General features: G+C 74.4%; 14 protein-coding genes. 5 read left to right on the plus strand and 9 right to left on the minus strand.

The window, feature by feature from the left end; genetic code table 11:
- Positions 1–86 precede the first annotated feature (86 nt).
- Both C7456_RS10225 and C7456_RS10230 read left to right on the plus strand, forming a co-directional pair.
- Positions 87–746, plus strand: a complete 660-nt coding sequence (locus C7456_RS10225) for a protein-L-isoaspartate O-methyltransferase family protein (protein WP_109723655.1) — start codon at positions 87–89, stop codon at positions 744–746.
- 32 nt (positions 747–778) lie between these two features.
- The gene (locus C7456_RS10230; protein ID WP_109723656.1) at positions 779–2,122 is read left to right on the plus strand and encodes a TolC family outer membrane protein; all 1,344 of its coding nucleotides are present in this window, start codon (positions 779–781) and stop codon (positions 2,120–2,122) included.
- Between the two features lie 65 nt (positions 2,123–2,187).
- On the opposite strand, the gene waaA is transcribed toward C7456_RS10230, so the two are convergent.
- Entirely contained in the window at positions 2,188–3,453 is a 1,266-nt protein-coding gene (waaA, locus tag C7456_RS10235; protein ID WP_109723657.1) for a lipid IV(A) 3-deoxy-D-manno-octulosonic acid transferase, read from the minus strand.
- Positions 3,454–3,547: 94 nt separating this feature from the next.
- Here waaA and lpxL point away from each other — a divergent pair, with 94 nt between their 5' ends.
- A complete protein-coding gene (lpxL, locus tag C7456_RS10240; RefSeq protein ID WP_109723828.1) occupies positions 3,548–4,462 on the plus strand; it encodes an LpxL/LpxP family Kdo(2)-lipid IV(A) lauroyl/palmitoleoyl acyltransferase in 915 nt (304 codons plus the stop codon).
- Here lpxL and C7456_RS10245 read toward each other — a convergent pair.
- The 4 genes from C7456_RS10245 to C7456_RS10260 form a co-directional block, all read right to left on the minus strand.
- On the minus strand, positions 4,456–5,220 hold the full coding sequence (locus tag C7456_RS10245; protein ID WP_109723658.1) for a glycosyltransferase family 2 protein: 765 nt from the start codon (positions 5,218–5,220) through the stop codon (positions 4,456–4,458). The two genes, lpxL and C7456_RS10245, sit on opposite strands and share 7 nt — an antisense overlap.
- Positions 5,210–6,466, minus strand: coding sequence for an O-antigen ligase family protein (locus C7456_RS10250; RefSeq protein ID WP_109723659.1), 1,257 nt, complete (start codon positions 6,464–6,466; stop codon positions 5,210–5,212). Before C7456_RS10250 ends, C7456_RS10245 begins: the two co-directional genes overlap by 11 nt.
- A 68-nt stretch (positions 6,467–6,534) precedes the next feature.
- The gene (locus C7456_RS10255; protein WP_109723660.1) at positions 6,535–7,662 is read right to left on the minus strand and encodes a glycosyltransferase; all 1,128 of its coding nucleotides are present in this window, start codon (positions 7,660–7,662) and stop codon (positions 6,535–6,537) included.
- 81 nt (positions 7,663–7,743) lie between these two features.
- Complete coding sequence (locus tag C7456_RS10260) at positions 7,744–7,947, minus strand: zinc-finger domain-containing protein (RefSeq protein ID WP_109723661.1); 204 nt, start codon at positions 7,945–7,947, stop codon at positions 7,744–7,746.
- Positions 7,948–8,125: 178 nt separating this feature from the next.
- On the opposite strand from C7456_RS10260, the gene C7456_RS10265 reads away from it, so the two are divergent.
- Positions 8,126–9,346 (plus strand): Yip1 family protein, encoded by a 1,221-nt coding sequence (locus C7456_RS10265; RefSeq protein WP_109723662.1) that lies wholly within the window; start codon positions 8,126–8,128, stop codon positions 9,344–9,346.
- A 73-nt stretch (positions 9,347–9,419) separates the two neighbouring features.
- Here C7456_RS10265 and C7456_RS10270 read toward each other — a convergent pair whose 3' ends face one another.
- Together C7456_RS10270 and C7456_RS10275 are read right to left on the minus strand one after the other, a co-directional pair.
- Positions 9,420–10,013: a YceI family protein gene (locus C7456_RS10270; protein WP_109723663.1), complete on the minus strand. Its 594-nt coding sequence runs from the start codon at positions 10,011–10,013 to the stop codon at positions 9,420–9,422.
- A gap of 26 nt (positions 10,014–10,039) precedes the next feature.
- The gene (locus tag C7456_RS10275) at positions 10,040–10,633 is read right to left on the minus strand and encodes a malonic semialdehyde reductase (protein ID WP_109723664.1); all 594 of its coding nucleotides are present in this window, start codon (positions 10,631–10,633) and stop codon (positions 10,040–10,042) included.
- A 135-nt stretch (positions 10,634–10,768) separates the two neighbouring features.
- Between C7456_RS10275 and C7456_RS10280 the strand changes: the two genes are divergently transcribed.
- Positions 10,769–11,755, plus strand: a complete 987-nt coding sequence (locus tag C7456_RS10280) for a mitochondrial fission ELM1 family protein (RefSeq protein WP_109723665.1) — start codon at positions 10,769–10,771, stop codon at positions 11,753–11,755.
- 5 nt (positions 11,756–11,760) lie between these two features.
- On the opposite strand, the gene C7456_RS10285 is transcribed toward C7456_RS10280, so the two are convergent.
- Complete coding sequence (locus tag C7456_RS10285) at positions 11,761–12,462, minus strand: MgtC/SapB family protein (RefSeq protein ID WP_109723829.1); 702 nt, start codon at positions 12,460–12,462, stop codon at positions 11,761–11,763.
- Positions 12,463–12,533: 71 nt separating this feature from the next.
- Positions 12,534–15,374: a bifunctional [glutamate--ammonia ligase]-adenylyl-L-tyrosine phosphorylase/[glutamate--ammonia-ligase] adenylyltransferase gene (glnE, locus tag C7456_RS10290; RefSeq protein WP_109723666.1), complete on the minus strand. Its 2,841-nt coding sequence runs from the start codon at positions 15,372–15,374 to the stop codon at positions 12,534–12,536.
- Positions 15,375–15,425 lie beyond the last annotated feature (51 nt).

Here is a 15,425-nt window from a genome sequence, read left to right on the forward strand (position 1 = left end):
GTCGGACCGCAGGCTAGTCATTGTCGGAACAGCCCTAAGCGCTTATCCTTTCTGACCTTTTTCGATTCCGACGGGACCCTTGGCAGATGGCGATGAACTTCGAGCAGGCGCGGCAGAACATGGTGGAGAACCAGGTGCGCCCCTGGGAAGTGCTCGACGCCCGCGTGCTGGACGTGCTCGCCCGCGTGCGGCGCGAGGACTTCGTGCCGCCCGCCCAGCGCCAGCTGGCCTTCGCCGACATGTGCCTGCCGCTGGGCCACGGCGAGGTGATGATGAAGCCGGTGCTGGAGGGCCGCATGCTGCAGGCGCTGGCGCCGACCCCGCAGGAACGCGTGCTGGAGATCGGCACCGGCTCGGGCTTCTTCGCCGCCTGCCTGGCCGGCCTCGCCGGCCACGTCACCAGCGTGGACATGCACGCCGACTTCGTCGCCGCGGCCGGCCAGCGCCTGGCCGCCGCCGGCATCGCCAACGTCGCCCTCGAGGTCGGCGAGGCGGTGCAGGCCTGGCAGCCGTCCGGCCAGTTCGACGCCATCGTGCTGACCGGCGCGGTGTACCGCGTGCCGGCGCGCATCCTCGGCTGGCTCAAGCCGGGCGGCCGCCTGCTGGCGGTCCGCGGCGAGTCGCCGGTGCAGCAGGTGGTGCTGCTGACCCAGGAGGCCGGCGGCGCGCTGCGCGAGACCGGCCTGCTGGAGACCGACCTGCCCTACCTCAAGCACGCCGAGCCGCCGCGCCGGTTCGAGTTCTGACCCCGATCCCCACCCTTCCCACGAGGCACCCCATGCGCTTGAAGCTTCTGACCCTGGCCCTGGCCCTGTCGGCAATCTCGCTGCCCGGCCATGGCGAGGACCTGCTGGATGCATACCGGGAAGCGCGCGCGAACGATCCGGTGCTGTCGCAGGCCGAGGCCACGCGGCTGGCCACCGGCGAAGGCGTGACCCAGGCGCGCGCGCTGCTGCTGCCGCAGGTCAACGGCAGCGCCTCGCTGAGCCAGTCCAGCGGCGCCAACGCCAGCACGGCCCTCGACGAGAGCGGCGCGCAGATCAACGGCGGCCACGTGCGCACGCGCAGCGAGTCGCTGACCCTGGACCAGACCATCCTCGACCTCAGCAAGATCGCCGACCTGCACGCCGCGCGCTCGCAGGCGCAGTCGCAGGACGCGACCTACCAGGCGGCGCTGCAGGACCTGTTCGTGCGGGTCACCGCCGCCTACTTCAACGTGCTCACCAGCGAGGACCAGCTGGCCTTCGCCAAGGCCAACGAGGAGGCGCTCAAGCGCGCCTACGACCAGGCCGAGCAGCGCTTCAACGTCGGCCTGGCCGCGATCACCGACGAGTACCAGGCCAAGTCCGCCTACGAGCTGGCGCGCGCGCAGACCATCGCCGCGCAGAACACCCTCAACGACGCGCGCGAGGCGCTCCGCCAGATCACCGGCAAGCCGGTCGGCGAGCTGAAGAAGCTGCGCGAGGACCTGCCGCTGCTGCCGCCCACGCCGAACGACCCCGACACCTGGGTGCAGGAGGCGCTGCGCAGCAACCCGAACATCGCCGCCCAGCAGTACAACGTCGAGGCGGCCGAGCACAGCGTCAACGCCGCCAAGGCCGGCCACCTGCCGACGCTCAACGCCCAGGTCAGCCGCGGCACCTCGTCGAGCTGGATGGAAAAGATCGGCGGCGCCTTCGCCGACCGCAACGGCCGCTACGGCACCACCGTGGGCGTGACGCTGTCGGTGCCGATCTTCGCCGGCGGCGCCACGCAGTCGCGCGTGCGCCAGTCGATCTACCAGCGCGACGCCGCCGAGGACGCGCTGGAGAGCCAGCGCCGCCAGGTCACCCGCGACACGCTGAACTTCTACCGCTCGGTGCTGGCCGGAATCAGCCAGGTGCAGGCGAACAAGGCCTCGGTGGAGGCCGGCCAGAAGTCGCTGGAGGCCACCCGCGCGGGCTTCGACGTCGGCACGCAGACCATGCTCGACGTGCTCAACGCGATCCAGACGCTGACCCAGGCCGAGAGCAGCTACTCGCAGTCGCGCCACCAGTTCATCCTCGACCAGCTGCAGCTCAAGCAGGCGGCCGGCACGATCGACCTGAAGGACCTGGAAGCGGTCAATTCGCTGCTGCAGTAAACGCCAGGCAAGCGATGCCGTCGACGGAGGCCGGGCCGCAAGCCCGGCCTCCGCGTTTCGCGGCCCTACTCCTGCAGCAGGCCGTCGATCAGGCCCATCACCCGGCGCACCGCGCCGCGCTCGCTGTCGAACACCTTGCGCGCCTGCGCGCCCATGCGCCCCCGGCGCGCCGGATCGCGCAGCAGCCGCTGCACCGCCCCGCCCAGGGCGTCGGCCGCGCCGATCCGCTCGGCGCCGCCCTCGGCGATCAGCGTCTGGGTGATCTCCTCGAAATTGAAGGTGTGCGGCCCCACCAGCACCGGCCGCGCCAGCGCCGCCGGCTCCAGCACGTTGTGCCCGCCGATCGGCACCAGGCTGCCGCCGACGAAGGCGAGGTCGGCCGCCGCGTAGAACGGCATCAGCTCGCCCATCGAGTCGATCACGAACACCTGGTGCGCCGCGCCGGGCACCTGCTGGGCGCTGCGCGTGGCCACCGAGAAGCCCAGGCTGCGCACCGCGTGCTCGACCGGGCGGAACCGCTCCGGGTGGCGCGGCGCGATCAGCAGCAGCGCGTCGGGCAGGCGCCGGAGCACTTCCAGGTGCGCCTCCAGCACGGCCAGCTCCTCGCCCTCGTGGGTGCTGGCGGCGATCCACACCGGCCGCAGGCGGCCCCACTGCGCGCGCAGCTGCTGCCCCCGGTCGGTGGCGCCGTCGGGCAGCGGCATGTCGAACTTCAGGTTGCCGCTGACCACGATGCGCTCGGTCTCGGCGCCGAGCAGGCGGTAGCGCGCCGCGTCGGCGCGCGACTGCGCGGCGATCAGGCGCACGCAGCGCAGCGCCGAGCGCACCACCCCGCGCAGCGGCGCGTAGCCGCGCAGCGAGCGCTCGGACAGGCGCGCGTTGACGATCATCAGCGGAATGCCGCGGTTGCGGCAGGCGAAGTACAGGTTCGGCCAGATCTCCGTCTCCACGATGATCGCCAGGCGCGGCCGGATGCGCGCGAGGAAGCGCGCCACCGCGAACGGCAGGTCGTAGGGCAGGTAGACGTGGAACACCTCCTCGCCGAACAGCTGGCGCACCCGCTCCGAGCCGGTCGGGGTGACCGTGGTCACCACCAGCGGCGCGTTCGGGTAGTCCACGCGCAGCGCCTTGAGCAGCGGCTCGGCGGCGTTCACCTCGCCCACCGACACCGCGTGCACCCAGATGCCGCCGGGCGCGGCGGGCGCGCGGAAGAAGCCGAAGCGCTCGCGCCAGCGCAGGTGGTAGCCGCGGTAGCGCATGCCGCGCGCGAGCAGCCGCAGCACGATGAACGGCGTCACCAGATACATCGCGAGGGTGTAGAGGTAGCGCACGAACGGGTCCGGTGGCGCGGCGAGGCTGCGCAGTATAGCCGGCGCCACGCGCCGGGCCGGCGGCGCGGCCCGCTACAATGCGGCGATGCCCGGCATGCCCCGTCCCCCCTTCCACCGCGCCCTGCTGGCGCCGCAGCACTGGCCGGCCTGGCTGGGCGTGGCGGCGATCTGGCTGGTCGCGCGCCTGCCCTACCGCGCGCTGCTGCGCGTGGGCCGCTTCCTCGGCGCGCTGGTGGTGCGCGTGCCCTCGCCGCGGCGCAAGGTGGCCGAGCGCAACATCGCGCTGTGCTTTCCCTCGCTCGACGCCGCCGCGCAGGCCGCGCTGGTCGACGCGCACCTGCGCGACATCGGCCTGATGATGGTGGAGTTCGCGCTCGGCTGGATGGGCTCGGACCGCGCCGTCGCCCGCGTGCCGGTGACGGTGCAAGGGCTCGAGCACCTCGAGGCGGCGCGCGCGCAGGGCAAGGGCGTGCTGCTGGTCGGCGGGCACTTCTCGCACCTGGAGCTGTGCGCGCGGCTGGTCTCGCGGCGCATCCGCATCGCCGGCATGTACCGGCGGATGGATTCGGCGGTGTTCGAGTGGGCGGTGCTGCGCGCGCGGCTGGACTACGCCGAGGCGATGTTCGAGAAGGACGACATCCGCGGCACGGTGAAGTACCTGCGCGGCGGCGGCACGCTGTGGTACGCGCCCGACCAGGACATGCGCAGCAAGGACAGCGTGTTCGTGCCGTTCTTCGGCGTGCCGGCGGCCACCATCACCGCCACCCACCACCTGGCGCGGATGTCCGGCGCGCGGGTGATCCCGTTCTTCCACCGCCGCCTGCCCGGCGGCGGCTACGCGCTGCGGCTGGGCGCGCCGCTGGAGCACCTGCCGAGCGCCGACGTGCTCGAGGACACCGCGCGCGTCAACGCCTGCATCGAGCAGATGGCGCGCGAGGCGCCCGCGCAGTACCTGTGGGTGCACAAGCGCTTCAAGACGCGCCCGCCGGGCCAGCCGCCGGTCTACTGACCGCGGCGCTCGCGCCGGTAGGCCTCGTGCAGCTTGGCGTACTTGAGGAAGGCGTAGAACGCGCCGCAGACGCTGGCGATGAAGCCGGCCCAGCCGCTGAGGAAGTAGCGCTTGCCGACGTACTGGCGCAGGAAGAACACCGGCGGGTAGAACACCATGCGCAGCCCGGTGAAGCGCTGCCGCTTGCGCAGCTTGTGCGCCACCATGCCCGAGGTGTAGCGGTTGATCTTCTCCACCCGCGCGGCGATGTCGCCGTCGCCGTCGTTGACGAAGTCGGCCGCGCGCAGCGTCTTCACCGGCCCGTCCACCTCCACCGCCGCGTGCACCTCCACGTCGTTCATGCGGCCGCGGCGGCGGTCGAACAGGCGCAGGTGGCCGTTGCGCCAGCTCAAGCGGTGCTGCACGGTCCAGAACATGCGCTCGCGGCGCGGCAGGCGGAAGCCGGCGTGGCGCGGGTCGGCCAGCGCGCGCTCGATCACCTCGCGCGTGCCGGGCGAGAGGATCTCGTCGGCGTCGAGGTTGAGCACCCAGTCGTGCGAGGCCATGTCGATCGCGCGCTGCTTCTGCGGGCCGTAGTCGTCGAACGGGTGCACCGCCACGCGCGCGCCGTGGCGGCGCGCGATCGCCACCGTGTCGTCGGTGGAGCCGGAATCCAGCACCACGATCTCGTCCGCCCAGTCCACCCGGCTCAGGCAGGCGTCGAGGGTGTCGGCATTGTTGTAGGTGATCACCACCACCGACAGCGGTTCACGCCGCATCGTCCGCCTCCGCATGGAGCGCCGCGCACCACAGCCCGAGCAGCCAGGCGAACAGCAGGCCCCACCAGGCCGAATAGAAGGCCAGGTGGCTGTTGAGCGGGAACAGCATCGCGCCCAGCGCCAGCGTCGCCGGGAAGGCGCGCGCGCGCGCCGCCGCCCCCGCGCGCCGCCACGCGCGCAGCGCCAGCGCGGCGGCGGCCAGCCACAGCGCCAGGCCGACGATGCCGGTCTCGGCGAGCACCTCCAGCACCAGCTGGTGCGCATGGCAGGCGCCCTCGCCCGCGCCGCAGGATTCGGCCACCAGGAAGTGGTCGCCCGGCGGCGCCACCTGCGGATAGGCGTAGCGGAAGCCGCGCACGCCCACCCCGGTCACGGGATGCGCCTGGATCATGCGCAGGCTGGCGCGCCAGATCTCCAGCCGGCCGGTGAGCGCCTGGTCCAGGCCGGCGCCGCCGCCGTGCAGCGCGGCCAGGGTGCGCTCCATGCGCGCGTGGAAGCGACCCGATGCGTGCCAGGCGAGCAGCCCGGCCAGGGCCAGCGCCGCCGCGCCCGCCGCCGCCAGCGCGAGGAACCGCCGCGCCGACCCCGCCTCGCGCCAGGCGAAGCCCAGCGCCACCAGCGCGTAGCACAGCCAGGCCGAGCGCGCGCCGGCCAGCAGTACCGGCCCCAGCAGCAGCAGGAAGGCCAGTACCAGGCCGGTCCTGCCGAAGCGCCGGCGCGCCGTCCACAGCGCGAACGGCGACAGCACCGCCAGCGCGGGCCCCAGCTTGAGGTTGCCCGCGCCGAAGATGCCGGAGATGCGCTCGGCCTCGGCCGGGCCGCCCAGGCTCCAGCCGGTGAGGATCTGCACCCAGGCGTCCAGCGTCCACAGCGCGAGCACCGCGGCGACGGCGGCGTAGAGCGCGGCCGGCCGGCCCGCGCGGCGGACCGCCAGGCAGGCGTACAGGCCCAGCGGCACGTAGCGCGGCAGCGCGGCGACGGTGCCCCAGCTCTTGCCCGGCGCCACGGCGGCGAAAGCCGACAGCAGCGCCGCGCCGACGTAGGCGCCGAGCAGCCACAGCAGCAGCCGCGCGCCGGCGTGGCCGCGCAGCGCGCGCGGGTCGCGGTACAGCCACCAGGCCGCGCCGAGCAGGCACAGCGCGGTGCCCAGCTCGGCGCTGCGCCCGAACGGCAGCAGCGCGATCACCAGCCAGAACGGCAGCAGCGGCGAGCGCAGCGCGGCGCGCAGGGCGGAAGGCATCGGCATCGCGGAATCCAGGCGGCGGGCGGCCGATTGTAGGGGCTGGCCCGCGCGGGCGGCACGCGGGCGCGGCGTCAGGCCGCCGCCAGCTCCTCGTACAGCGCCAGCGTGGCCTGCTGCATGTCGGCCAGGCGGTAGTTCTGCAGCATCGGGATCGGCGGCGCCACGCGCAGCAGCTCGGCGGCGCGCTCGACCAGCTTCTCGCGGTCGCCCGGCGGCACGCGGCCGGCCGGGTACAGCTCGGCCAGCAGCTCGCCCACGCCGCCGTGCGCGTAGCCCAGCACCGGCCGGCACAGCGACAGCGCCTCGATCACCGTGCGGCCGAACGACTCGGGCTTGTTGGACAGCTGCAGCACCAGCGCGGAGACCGCGTAGATGTCGCGCACGTCGGGGCGCGGCCCGGTCAGCGCCACCTGCGATTCCAGCCCGCGCGCCTTCACCAGTGCGCGCAGCTCGCGCAGGTAGTCCTCGCGGCCCGGCTCGACCACGCCCAGCAGCAGCAGACGGGTCTCGATGCCGCGGCGCTTGAGCTCGGCGACCAGCTCGATCGCGTCGTGGTGGCCCTTCAGCCGCGTGCCCCGGCCCGGCAGGGTGAGCAGCGGCGCGCCGGCCAGCTGCGGGTACTCGGCGAAGAAGGCCCGCTGCCAGGCCTCGTCCGGGCGGTGGCCGTAGGGGAAGGCCGCCGGGTCGATGCCGCGCGGGATCACCCGGATCCGCGCCGGGTCCAGCCACGGGTAGTGGCTGAGCACGTAGTCGCGCAGGGTCTGCGACACCGCGATCACCCGCTCGCCGCGCAGCAGGATCGAGCTGTAGCGGCCCGGGGAGTTCAATCCGTGTACAGAAGTGACGAAATGCGGCACCGGCGAGGTGCCGCGCAGCGCCCACCAGCCCAGCCAGGCCGGCAGGCGCGAGCGGGCATGCACGATGTCCGGCCGCAGCTCCCGCAGCAGCCGCCGCAGCGGCCCCAGCTTGGCCAGGGTGCGCAGGGACTTGGCGCCGATGTCCAGCGTGACGTGCTCGCTGCCCTCGGCCTCCAGCTGCGGCACCAGCCGGCCGCCGGCCGAAATCACGACCGAGCGGTGCCCGGCCTCCACCAGCGCCCGCGCCACCTCCAGCGCCGAGCGCTCCGCGCCGCCGGACTGCAGCGCCGGGATCAGCTGGACGACGGTCAGGCGCCTGGTCGAGCGGGCTGCGACATTCATGAGCTGTTGGATCGTGAGCCTCATCCGTGAAATCAAGCAGCGATCGTGCCTACTGCCGCCTGTCGAGGGGAACCTCCGCCCTCAGTCGCGCAGCACGTAGCGGGCGCCGCAGTACGGGCAGGTCGATTCGCCGCCGTCGTCCACGATCGGCAGGTACACCTTCGGATGCGAATTCCACAGCGCCATGCCCGGCATCGGGCAGGACAGCGGCAGATCGGCCCGCGTCACTTCGTAACGGTTCTCGGCGTTGGCCGCGATCGGCGTCACGGTCGGGGAACGCGACATGGGGGAACTCCACAGGCAACTCGGTCGACCGCGGATGGTAGCAGGCGGCGACCGCCCGCTGCCGCGCCGCCCCGCCACCCGCCGAAGGGCATAGCCCGAGCGGCCGGCTACCGGCCCGGCGGCGGCGGGCGAAGAATCCGCCTGCGGCCGCCGCGCCGGACCCAGCGAGGGCACGACCATGGATTTCGCAAGGATATTCACGCGGGCCAGGAACATCCTGACCACTCCCCGAACGGAATGGCCGGTCGCGGCGGCCGAACCGGCCACGGTGGGCGGCCTCTACGCCGGCTACATCGCGCTGGTCGCCGCGCTGCCGGCGCTCGCCGGCTTCGTCAAGGGCAGCCTGATCGGCTACGGCGCCTTCGGCGTCAGCGTGCGCACGCCGCTGGGCATGGGCCTCGCCGGCATGCTGCTGCGCTACGCGCTGAGCCTGGCCGTCGCCTACCTGGTGGCACTGCTGGTCGACGCGCTGGCCGGCACCTTCGGCGCGCGCAAGGACCTGGTGCAGGCGCTCAAGACGGTCGCCTACGCATGGACCGCCGCCTGGATCGCCGGCATCGGCGTGACCGTGCCCTGGCTGGGCTGGCTGATCGCCCTGGCCGGCGCGGTCTACGCGGTCTACCTGCTCTACCTGGGCCTGCCGCACACCATGCGGTGCCCGCCGGAGAAGGCCGGCGGCTACGCCGCGCTCACCGTGGTGGTCGCCATCGTGCTGAGCTGGCTGGTGGGGCTGGTCGTGGCCGGCGTGGTGGGCGCCGCCGCGCTCACCGGCGGCGCGATGCACGCCGCCGCCGACGGGAGCGGCGTCACCCTGGACCGCGACAGCGCGCTGGGCCGGCTGGCCGCGGTGGGCGAGCAGGCGGCGCAGGCCGGCAAGCAGCTGGAAGCCGCGCAGCAGGCCGACGGCGGCGCGACGGCGGGCCAGCCGGCGGGCGGCGGCGCGGCGCTGCCGACCGGGCAGCTCAAGGCCTTGCTGCCCGACAGCCTGCCCGGCCTCGCACGCATCAGCCTCTCGGCCGAGCGCAACGGCGCGATCGGCCTGCAGGTCGCCGAGGCGGAGGCCGAGTACGGCGACGGCGGAGGCCAGCGCATCGCCCTGCAGGTCGCCGACACCGGCGGCGCCCGCGGTCTGGTGGCGATGGCCGCGGCGATGGCGCCGGAGCAGGAGAGGCAGACCGGGCACGGCTACGAGAAGACCTACCGCGACGGCGACCGCCTGGTGCACGAGGCCTGGGACGACGCGGACAAGAGCGGCGAGTTCAGCGTGGTCGTCGGCCGGCGCTTCACCGTGAAGGCCAGCGGCCGCGTCGACGGCATCGACCGGCTCAGGCAGGCGGTGGCGAGCGTGGACCTGGCGAAGCTGGAATCGCTGGGGAACCAGGGCGCGGCCTCGAACTGACGCGCCGCGCGCCGGGTACGAAAAAGCCGCGCCGGCGCCGGCGCGGCTTTTTTTCAGCGGAACGGCGAACCGCCTACTTCGCCGCCTCGTCCTTCGGCACCTCGCCCTCGGTGGTGATGCGCACCTTGATCTCGTCGCCCACGTTCGGCACGTAGGCGTCCAGGCCGAAGTCCGAACGCTTGAGCGTGGCGGTGGCGTCGAAGCCGATCGCCCGGGTCTTGAGCATCGGGTGCTCGCCCTGCTTGTTGAGCCTGGCGTCCAGCACCACCGGCTTGGTCACGCCGTGCACGGTGAGGTCGCCGGTCACCTTGAACTTGCCGCCGCCCAGTGCCTGCACCTTGGTGCTCTTGAAGGTCACCGTGGGGTACTTGTCGGCGTCGAAGAAGTCCGGCTTCTTCAGGTGCTCGTCGAGCTTGGCCACGTGGGTGTCGAGGTTGGCCAGCGGCAGCGTCACCTCCACCGAGGACTTGGCCGGGTTCTTCTCGTCGAACACCAGCGTGCCCTCGCCCAGACCGAGATTGGCGGTGGGGTTGGAGAAGCCGAAGTGGTTCCAGCTGAACAGCACCATCGTGTGGCCGGGGTCGAGCTTGTAGGTGACCGGATCGGCCTGGGCCGCGGCGGCGGCGCCGAGCAGGCCGGCGAAGGCGAGGTATTGCAGTGCACGCATGGCGATTCCTCCTGGTGGGCGGGGCTTCAGGCGATCGAGCAGGCTTCGTCGAACGACAGCCGGGGGCTGCGCGGGAACAGGTCGCGGCTGGCGTCGCCGTAACCGATGTTGATGAGGAAATTGGACTTGACCGCGGTACCGGCGAAGAACGCCGCGTCCACGCCGGCGTTGTCGAAGCCGGACATCGGGCCGCAGTCCAGCCCCAGCGCGCGCGCCGCCAGGATCACGTAGGCGCCCTGCAGGGTGGCGTTGCGGAACGCGGTGGTGTCGATCAGCGGCTGGTTGCCGGCGAACCAGCTCCTCGCGTCGGCGTGCGGGAACAGCTGCGGCAGGCGCTCGTAGAAGGCGTGGTCGGTGCCGACGATCGCGGTGACCGGCGCGGCCAGGGTCTTGGCGCGGTTGCCCTCGGACAGGTGCGGGGCCAGCTTCTCCTTGGCCTCGCGCGACTTCACGAACACCAGCCGCATCGGCGAGGAGTTGGCGCTGGTCGGGCCCATCTTGGCCAGCTCGTAGATCTGCCGCAGCTGCGCGTCGCTCACTTCCTTCGGCAGGAAGGCGTTGTAGGTGCGGGCGCTGCGGAACAGCTGGTCGAGGGCGGCCTCGGAAAGCATCTCGCTCATGGGTATCCTTCGGGTCGGACGCGCCGCGACCGGCGCAACAGCCGACGAGTTTAAGCCGCGCGCCGGACGGGCAGGATACGGGACAGGGGAACGTACTGTGCAGATTCCAGCAACAATGCCCCGTTCCGGCGCGCCATGACCCCGCTGCGCGGCGCCTGCTGGGCGATCACCGACCACGCCGCCGGCAACCAGCGCCAGGCGCTGGCGCTGGCCGAGCGGCTGGGCCTGCCGGTGCGCCACCTGGTGCTGGAGCCGCGCGCGCCCTGGTCGTGGCTGGCGCCGCGGCTGGCCCTCGGTGGCCGCCTGGCGCTGCGGCCGGCGCAGCGCGCGCTGTTCGCCCCGCCCTGGCCGGCGGTGGCGATCGGCTGCGGCCGCGCCGCCGCGCTGTTCACGCGGATGCTGCGCGACCTCACCGGCGGCGACTGCTACGCCGTGCAGATCCTCGACCCGCGCCTCGACCCGGTGCACTGGGACTGCGTGATCGCCCCGCGCCACGACCGCCTGGCCGGCCCCGGCGCGCTGGCGCCGCTGGGCTCGCTCAACCCGGTGGACGAGGCCTGGCTGGCCGACGGCCGCGAGGCCTTCCCCGCGCTCGGCGCGCTGCCGCGCCCGCGCGTCGGCGTGCTGCTCGGCGGCCCGCGCCGCGGCGTCGAGCTCGACGCGGCCTACGCCGGCACGCTGGCCGCGGCCCTGCGCGAACGCCAGCGCCGCGATGGCGGCAGCCTGCTGGTGCTCGCCTCGCGGCGCACGCCGCCGACCCTGCTCGACGCCTTCCGCGCCGAGGCCGCGCCGGACCTGCTGTGGCGCGGGCCCGCCGACGGCCCCAACCCCTACCCCGGCGTGCTCGGCTGGGCCGACGAGCTGGTGGTGACGCCGGACTCGGTGAACATGCTGTCCGAGGCCTGCGCGGTCGGCGTCCCGGTGCGCACCTGCGTCTCCGCGCCGCTGCCGCCGAAGCTGGCGCGCTTCCACCAGGCGCTGCGCGAGGCCGGCCGCCTGCTCGACCTGGCCGCCGGCGCGCCGGCGGCGGCGCCCCCGCCGCTGCGCGAGACGGAGGCCATCGCGCGCGCGGTGCGCGAGCGGATCGCAGCGCACCAGCAACGGCTCGACCGCGGCGGCTGAGCGCCTCACGGCGCGTTCGCGCGCGGCCCCGGCTGCAGCGAGAGCGCGCGCAGGCCGTCCACCGCGCGCAGCGCCTCGGCCAGCGCCAGCAGTTGCTCGCGGCGCACCGTGCGCGCGAAGCGCAGGGTGAGGTCGTCGCCGCCGTCGGCGCGCCGCTGCAGCACGATCCGGGCCAGCGGCAGGTGCTGCCGCGCCACGATCGCCTCCACCGTCGCCAGCGCCTGCGCCGTATCCAGGCTCAGCGCGAGCTGCGGCCGGCCGTCGCGGCGGGCCAGCAGGCGCCGCTGCAGCGGCTTGAGCAGCACCAGGATCGCCCACGCCACCGCGGTGGCGAGCGCCGCCGCGGCGTACAGCCCGGCGCCGGCCGCCAGCCCGATCGCCGCCACCGCCCACAGCCCGGCCGCGGTGGTCAGGCCGCGCACCACCTGTTCGCGCTCGACGAACAGGATGGTGCCGGCGCCGAGGAAGCCGATGCCGCTGATCACCTGCGCGGCGATGCGCGAGGGGTCGAGCACCACGTGCGGCAGCGCCAGCACGTCGGCGAAGCCGAACGCGGAGACGATGATCGTCAGCGCCGCGCCCACGCACACCAGCATGTGCGTGCGCAGGCCGGCGGCCCACTCGCGGCGCTCGCGGTCCAGCCCGATCACGCCGCCGAGCGCGGCGGCGAGCAGCAGGCGCAGCAGGATGTCCCAGGTAGCGATCATGGCGGCGGACTCCATGCAATCGTCCAGCGGGATGCCACGCGACGCGCGGCCGCGCGGCGGCGGTGCGGCGATCAGAACACGAATCCCAGCTCCGCGACCACCGCCCGCACCTCGCCGGCGATGCGCTCCAGCGCCGCCGAGCGCGGCGCGATGCGCGGGCGCAGGTCCAGCGTGCAGGCCAGCGCGCGGCGCAGCAGCTCCGCATGCGCCTCGGCCAGCTGCCGCGCCTGCGCCGGGTCGAGCAGGCCGGCGGCGCGGCAGGCCTCGATCAGCGCGGCGTTCGCGGTGGTCGCCAGCAGCGCCGGGCGCTCGGCGGCGTGCGCCAGCACCAGCCCCTGCAGCGCGAACTCGATGTCCAGCAGCATGCCCGCGCCCTGCTTCAGGTCGAGCTCGCGCGCGTTGGAGCGGTCGCGCTCGGCGCGCCAGCGCCGGCGCATCCCGCCCACCTCGGCGAACACCGCCGCGCGCTCGCGCGGCGCCGCCAGGACCCCGCGCCGCACCTGCGCCAGCGCGGCCTGCAGCGCGGCGTCGCCGGCCACCGGCCGCGCGCGCAGCAGCGCCTGGTGCTCCCAGGTCCAGGCGCGCCCGCGCTGGTAGGCGACGAAGGCGTCCAGGCTGCTCACCAGCAGGCCCTTGGAGCCGTCCGGGCGCAGCCGCGCGTCCACCTCGTACAGGCGCCCGGCGCGGGTCAGCACGGTGAGCCAGTTGAGCACCCGCTGGGCGAGGCGCTGGTACCAGCGCGAGCCCTCCAGCGGCCGCGCGCCGTCGCTGCCCGCCGCCGCGCGCGCGCCGTCGTAGACGAACACCAGGTCCAGGTCGGAGGCGAAGCCGAGCTCCTCGCCGCCCAAGCTGCCGTAGCCGAGCACGGCGAAGCCGGAGCCCTCGCCCGGCAGGCGGCCGTGCTGCGCGGCCAGCTCGCGCTCGGCCAGCGCCAGCACCGCGCCGACCACCGACTCGGCCAGCGCGGCGAGCCGGCGCGCGGTGGCCACCGCGTCGGCGCGGCCGTCGCTGAAGGCCAGGCCGAGGCGGAAGGCCAGCGAGGACTTCAACTCGTTGAGCCGCTCCAGCTCGGCCTCCGCCTCGCGCTCGTCCAGCGTGCCGAGCACGCGCGCGATCTCGGCGCCGATGTCGGCGCGCTTGAGCGGCAGCTGGTCGATGCGCGGGTCGAGCACGTCGTCCAGCAGCAGCGGCTGCGCGATCACCCGTTCGGCGAGGAAGGCGCTCCCGGCGAACAGCTTCGCCAGGCGCGCGCGCGCCGCCGGCTGCTCCTCCAGCAGGGCCAGGTAGGAGGAACGGCGCGCCACCGCCTGCACCAGCCGGCACAGGCGCAGCAGGCACGGCACCGGCGCGGCGCTCGCCCGTGCGGCGGCGAGCAGCTGCGGCATCAGGCGGTCGAGCCGCTCGCGCGAGCGCGGCGACATCGCGCGCACCGTGGCGGCCTGCGGCAGCTTGAGCAGCGCCTCGGCCGCCTCGCCGCCGGGCACGAAACCGGAGGCCTCCAGCGCCGCGGCGTCCAGCGACTCGGCGCACACGCGCTGCCACAGCGCCGCGTCGGCCACCGCCGCGCCGGCGCTGCGCCCGCCCTGCGGCATCAGCACCGCGGCGAACTCCTCGCTCACCACGGCGCGGTGCCGCGCCAGCTCGGCGGCCAGCGGCGCCCAGTCCGCGTAGCCGAGCCCGCGGGCGATGCGCTCGCGGCCGAGCGCGTCGTCGGGGATGTCGTGGGTCTGCGCGTCGCGCAGCATCTGCACGCGGTTCTCCAGCCGGCGCAGGAAGGCGTAGGCCTCGCGCAGCGCCTTCGCGCGCGCGGCGGGGATGTGCCCGCGCGCCTCGCAGGCGGCCAGCGCCGGCAGCAGGCCGCGCACGCGCAGGGAGGGCTCGCGGCCGCCGCGGATCAGCTGCACCAGCTGCACGATGAACTCGATCTCGCGGATGCCGCCGGGGCCGAGCTTGAGGTTGTCGGCCAGGTCCTTGCGCGCCACCTCGGCGTCGATCAGCGCCTTCATCTCGCGCAGGCCGGCGAAGGCGGTGTAGTCGAGGTACTTGCGGTAGACGAACGGCCGCAGCAGCTCCTGCAGGCGCTTGCCGGCCAGCCGGTCGCCAGCGACGGGGCGCGCCTTGATCCAGGCGTAGCGCTCCCAGTCGCGCCCCTCGCTCTGGTAGTACTGCTCCATCGCGGCGAACGACAGCGCCAGCCGCCCGGCGTTGCCGAACGGGCGCAGGCGCAGGTCCACCCGGGCGCAGATGCCGTCCACGGTGGGCTCGTTGAGCAGGCGCACCAGCTGGCGACCCAGCCGCACGAAGTACTCGCTGTTGTCGAGCGGCCGCGCGCCGTCGCTGTGCCCGCCGTGCGGGTAGGCCAGCACCAGGTCGATGTCGGAGGAGAAGTTGAGCTCGCCGCCGCCGAGCTTGCCGAAGCCGACCACCACCAGCCGCTGCGGCTCGCCCTGCGCGTCGCGCGCCTGGCCGAAGCGCGCCGCCAGCGCGCGCTCGGACCATTCCAGCGCGGCGCCGAGCAGCGCCTCGTAGAGCACGGTGGTGGCCGACAGCGTCTCGGCCAGGTCGTCCAGCCCGTTGACGTCGCGGAACACCAGCCGCAGCGCCTCGGCATGGCGGAAGCGGCGCAGCGCGGCCAGCGCGGCCGCCTCGTCCTCCGGCAGGCGCAGCGCGTCGACGCGGGTGCCGGCGTCGGCGCTGGCGCGCAGCCGCTCCAGCCCCTGCGGCGCCAGGAGCTGCGGCTGGCTGCGCCAGGTCTCGAAGGCGAAGTCGCTCGCCGCCAGCGTGCGGCGGATGCGCTCGGCCACGCCGGCGTCGTCGTGCAGCGGCACGCCGGCGGCGCGGCAGCGCGCGGCCAGTTCGGCGTAGCGGTCGTCGACCAGGGCGCGCAGCGCCGGGGATTCGGGGGCGGACATCGGCCCATTGTGCCGCAGCGGCGCCGGATGAACCGCCACCAACCCCTTACC

The sequence above is a fragment of the Fulvimonas soli genome, assembly GCF_003148905.1.
Lineage (GTDB): Bacteria > Pseudomonadota > Gammaproteobacteria > Xanthomonadales > Rhodanobacteraceae > Fulvimonas > Fulvimonas soli.

Excerpts from the sequence above, each read along its gene's own strand:
- C7456_RS10225 (WP_109723655.1), top strand. The coding sequence starts at position 87 with ATGGCGATGAACTTCGAGCAGGCGCGGCAGAACATGGTGGAGAACCAG.
- C7456_RS10230 (WP_109723656.1), top strand. The coding sequence starts at position 779 with ATGCGCTTGAAGCTTCTGACCCTGGCCCTGGCCCTGTCGGCAATCTCG.
- lpxL (WP_109723828.1), top strand. The coding sequence starts at position 3,548 with ATGCCCCGTCCCCCCTTCCACCGCGCCCTGCTGGCGCCGCAGCACTGG.
- C7456_RS10245 (WP_109723658.1), bottom strand. The coding sequence starts at position 5,220 with ATGCGGCGTGAACCGCTGTCGGTGGTGGTGATCACCTACAACAATGCC.
- C7456_RS10250 (WP_109723659.1), bottom strand. The coding sequence starts at position 6,466 with ATGCCGATGCCTTCCGCCCTGCGCGCCGCGCTGCGCTCGCCGCTGCTG.
- C7456_RS10255 (WP_109723660.1), bottom strand. The coding sequence starts at position 7,662 with ATGAATGTCGCAGCCCGCTCGACCAGGCGCCTGACCGTCGTCCAGCTG.
- C7456_RS10260 (WP_109723661.1), bottom strand. The coding sequence starts at position 7,947 with ATGTCGCGTTCCCCGACCGTGACGCCGATCGCGGCCAACGCCGAGAAC.
- C7456_RS10265 (WP_109723662.1), top strand. The coding sequence starts at position 8,126 with ATGGATTTCGCAAGGATATTCACGCGGGCCAGGAACATCCTGACCACT.
- C7456_RS10270 (WP_109723663.1), bottom strand. The coding sequence starts at position 10,013 with ATGCGTGCACTGCAATACCTCGCCTTCGCCGGCCTGCTCGGCGCCGCC.
- C7456_RS10275 (WP_109723664.1), bottom strand. The coding sequence starts at position 10,633 with ATGAGCGAGATGCTTTCCGAGGCCGCCCTCGACCAGCTGTTCCGCAGC.
- C7456_RS10280 (WP_109723665.1), top strand. The coding sequence starts at position 10,769 with ATGACCCCGCTGCGCGGCGCCTGCTGGGCGATCACCGACCACGCCGCC.
- C7456_RS10285 (WP_109723829.1), bottom strand. The coding sequence starts at position 12,462 with ATGATCGCTACCTGGGACATCCTGCTGCGCCTGCTGCTCGCCGCCGCG.
- glnE (WP_109723666.1), bottom strand. The coding sequence starts at position 15,374 with ATGTCCGCCCCCGAATCCCCGGCGCTGCGCGCCCTGGTCGACGACCGC.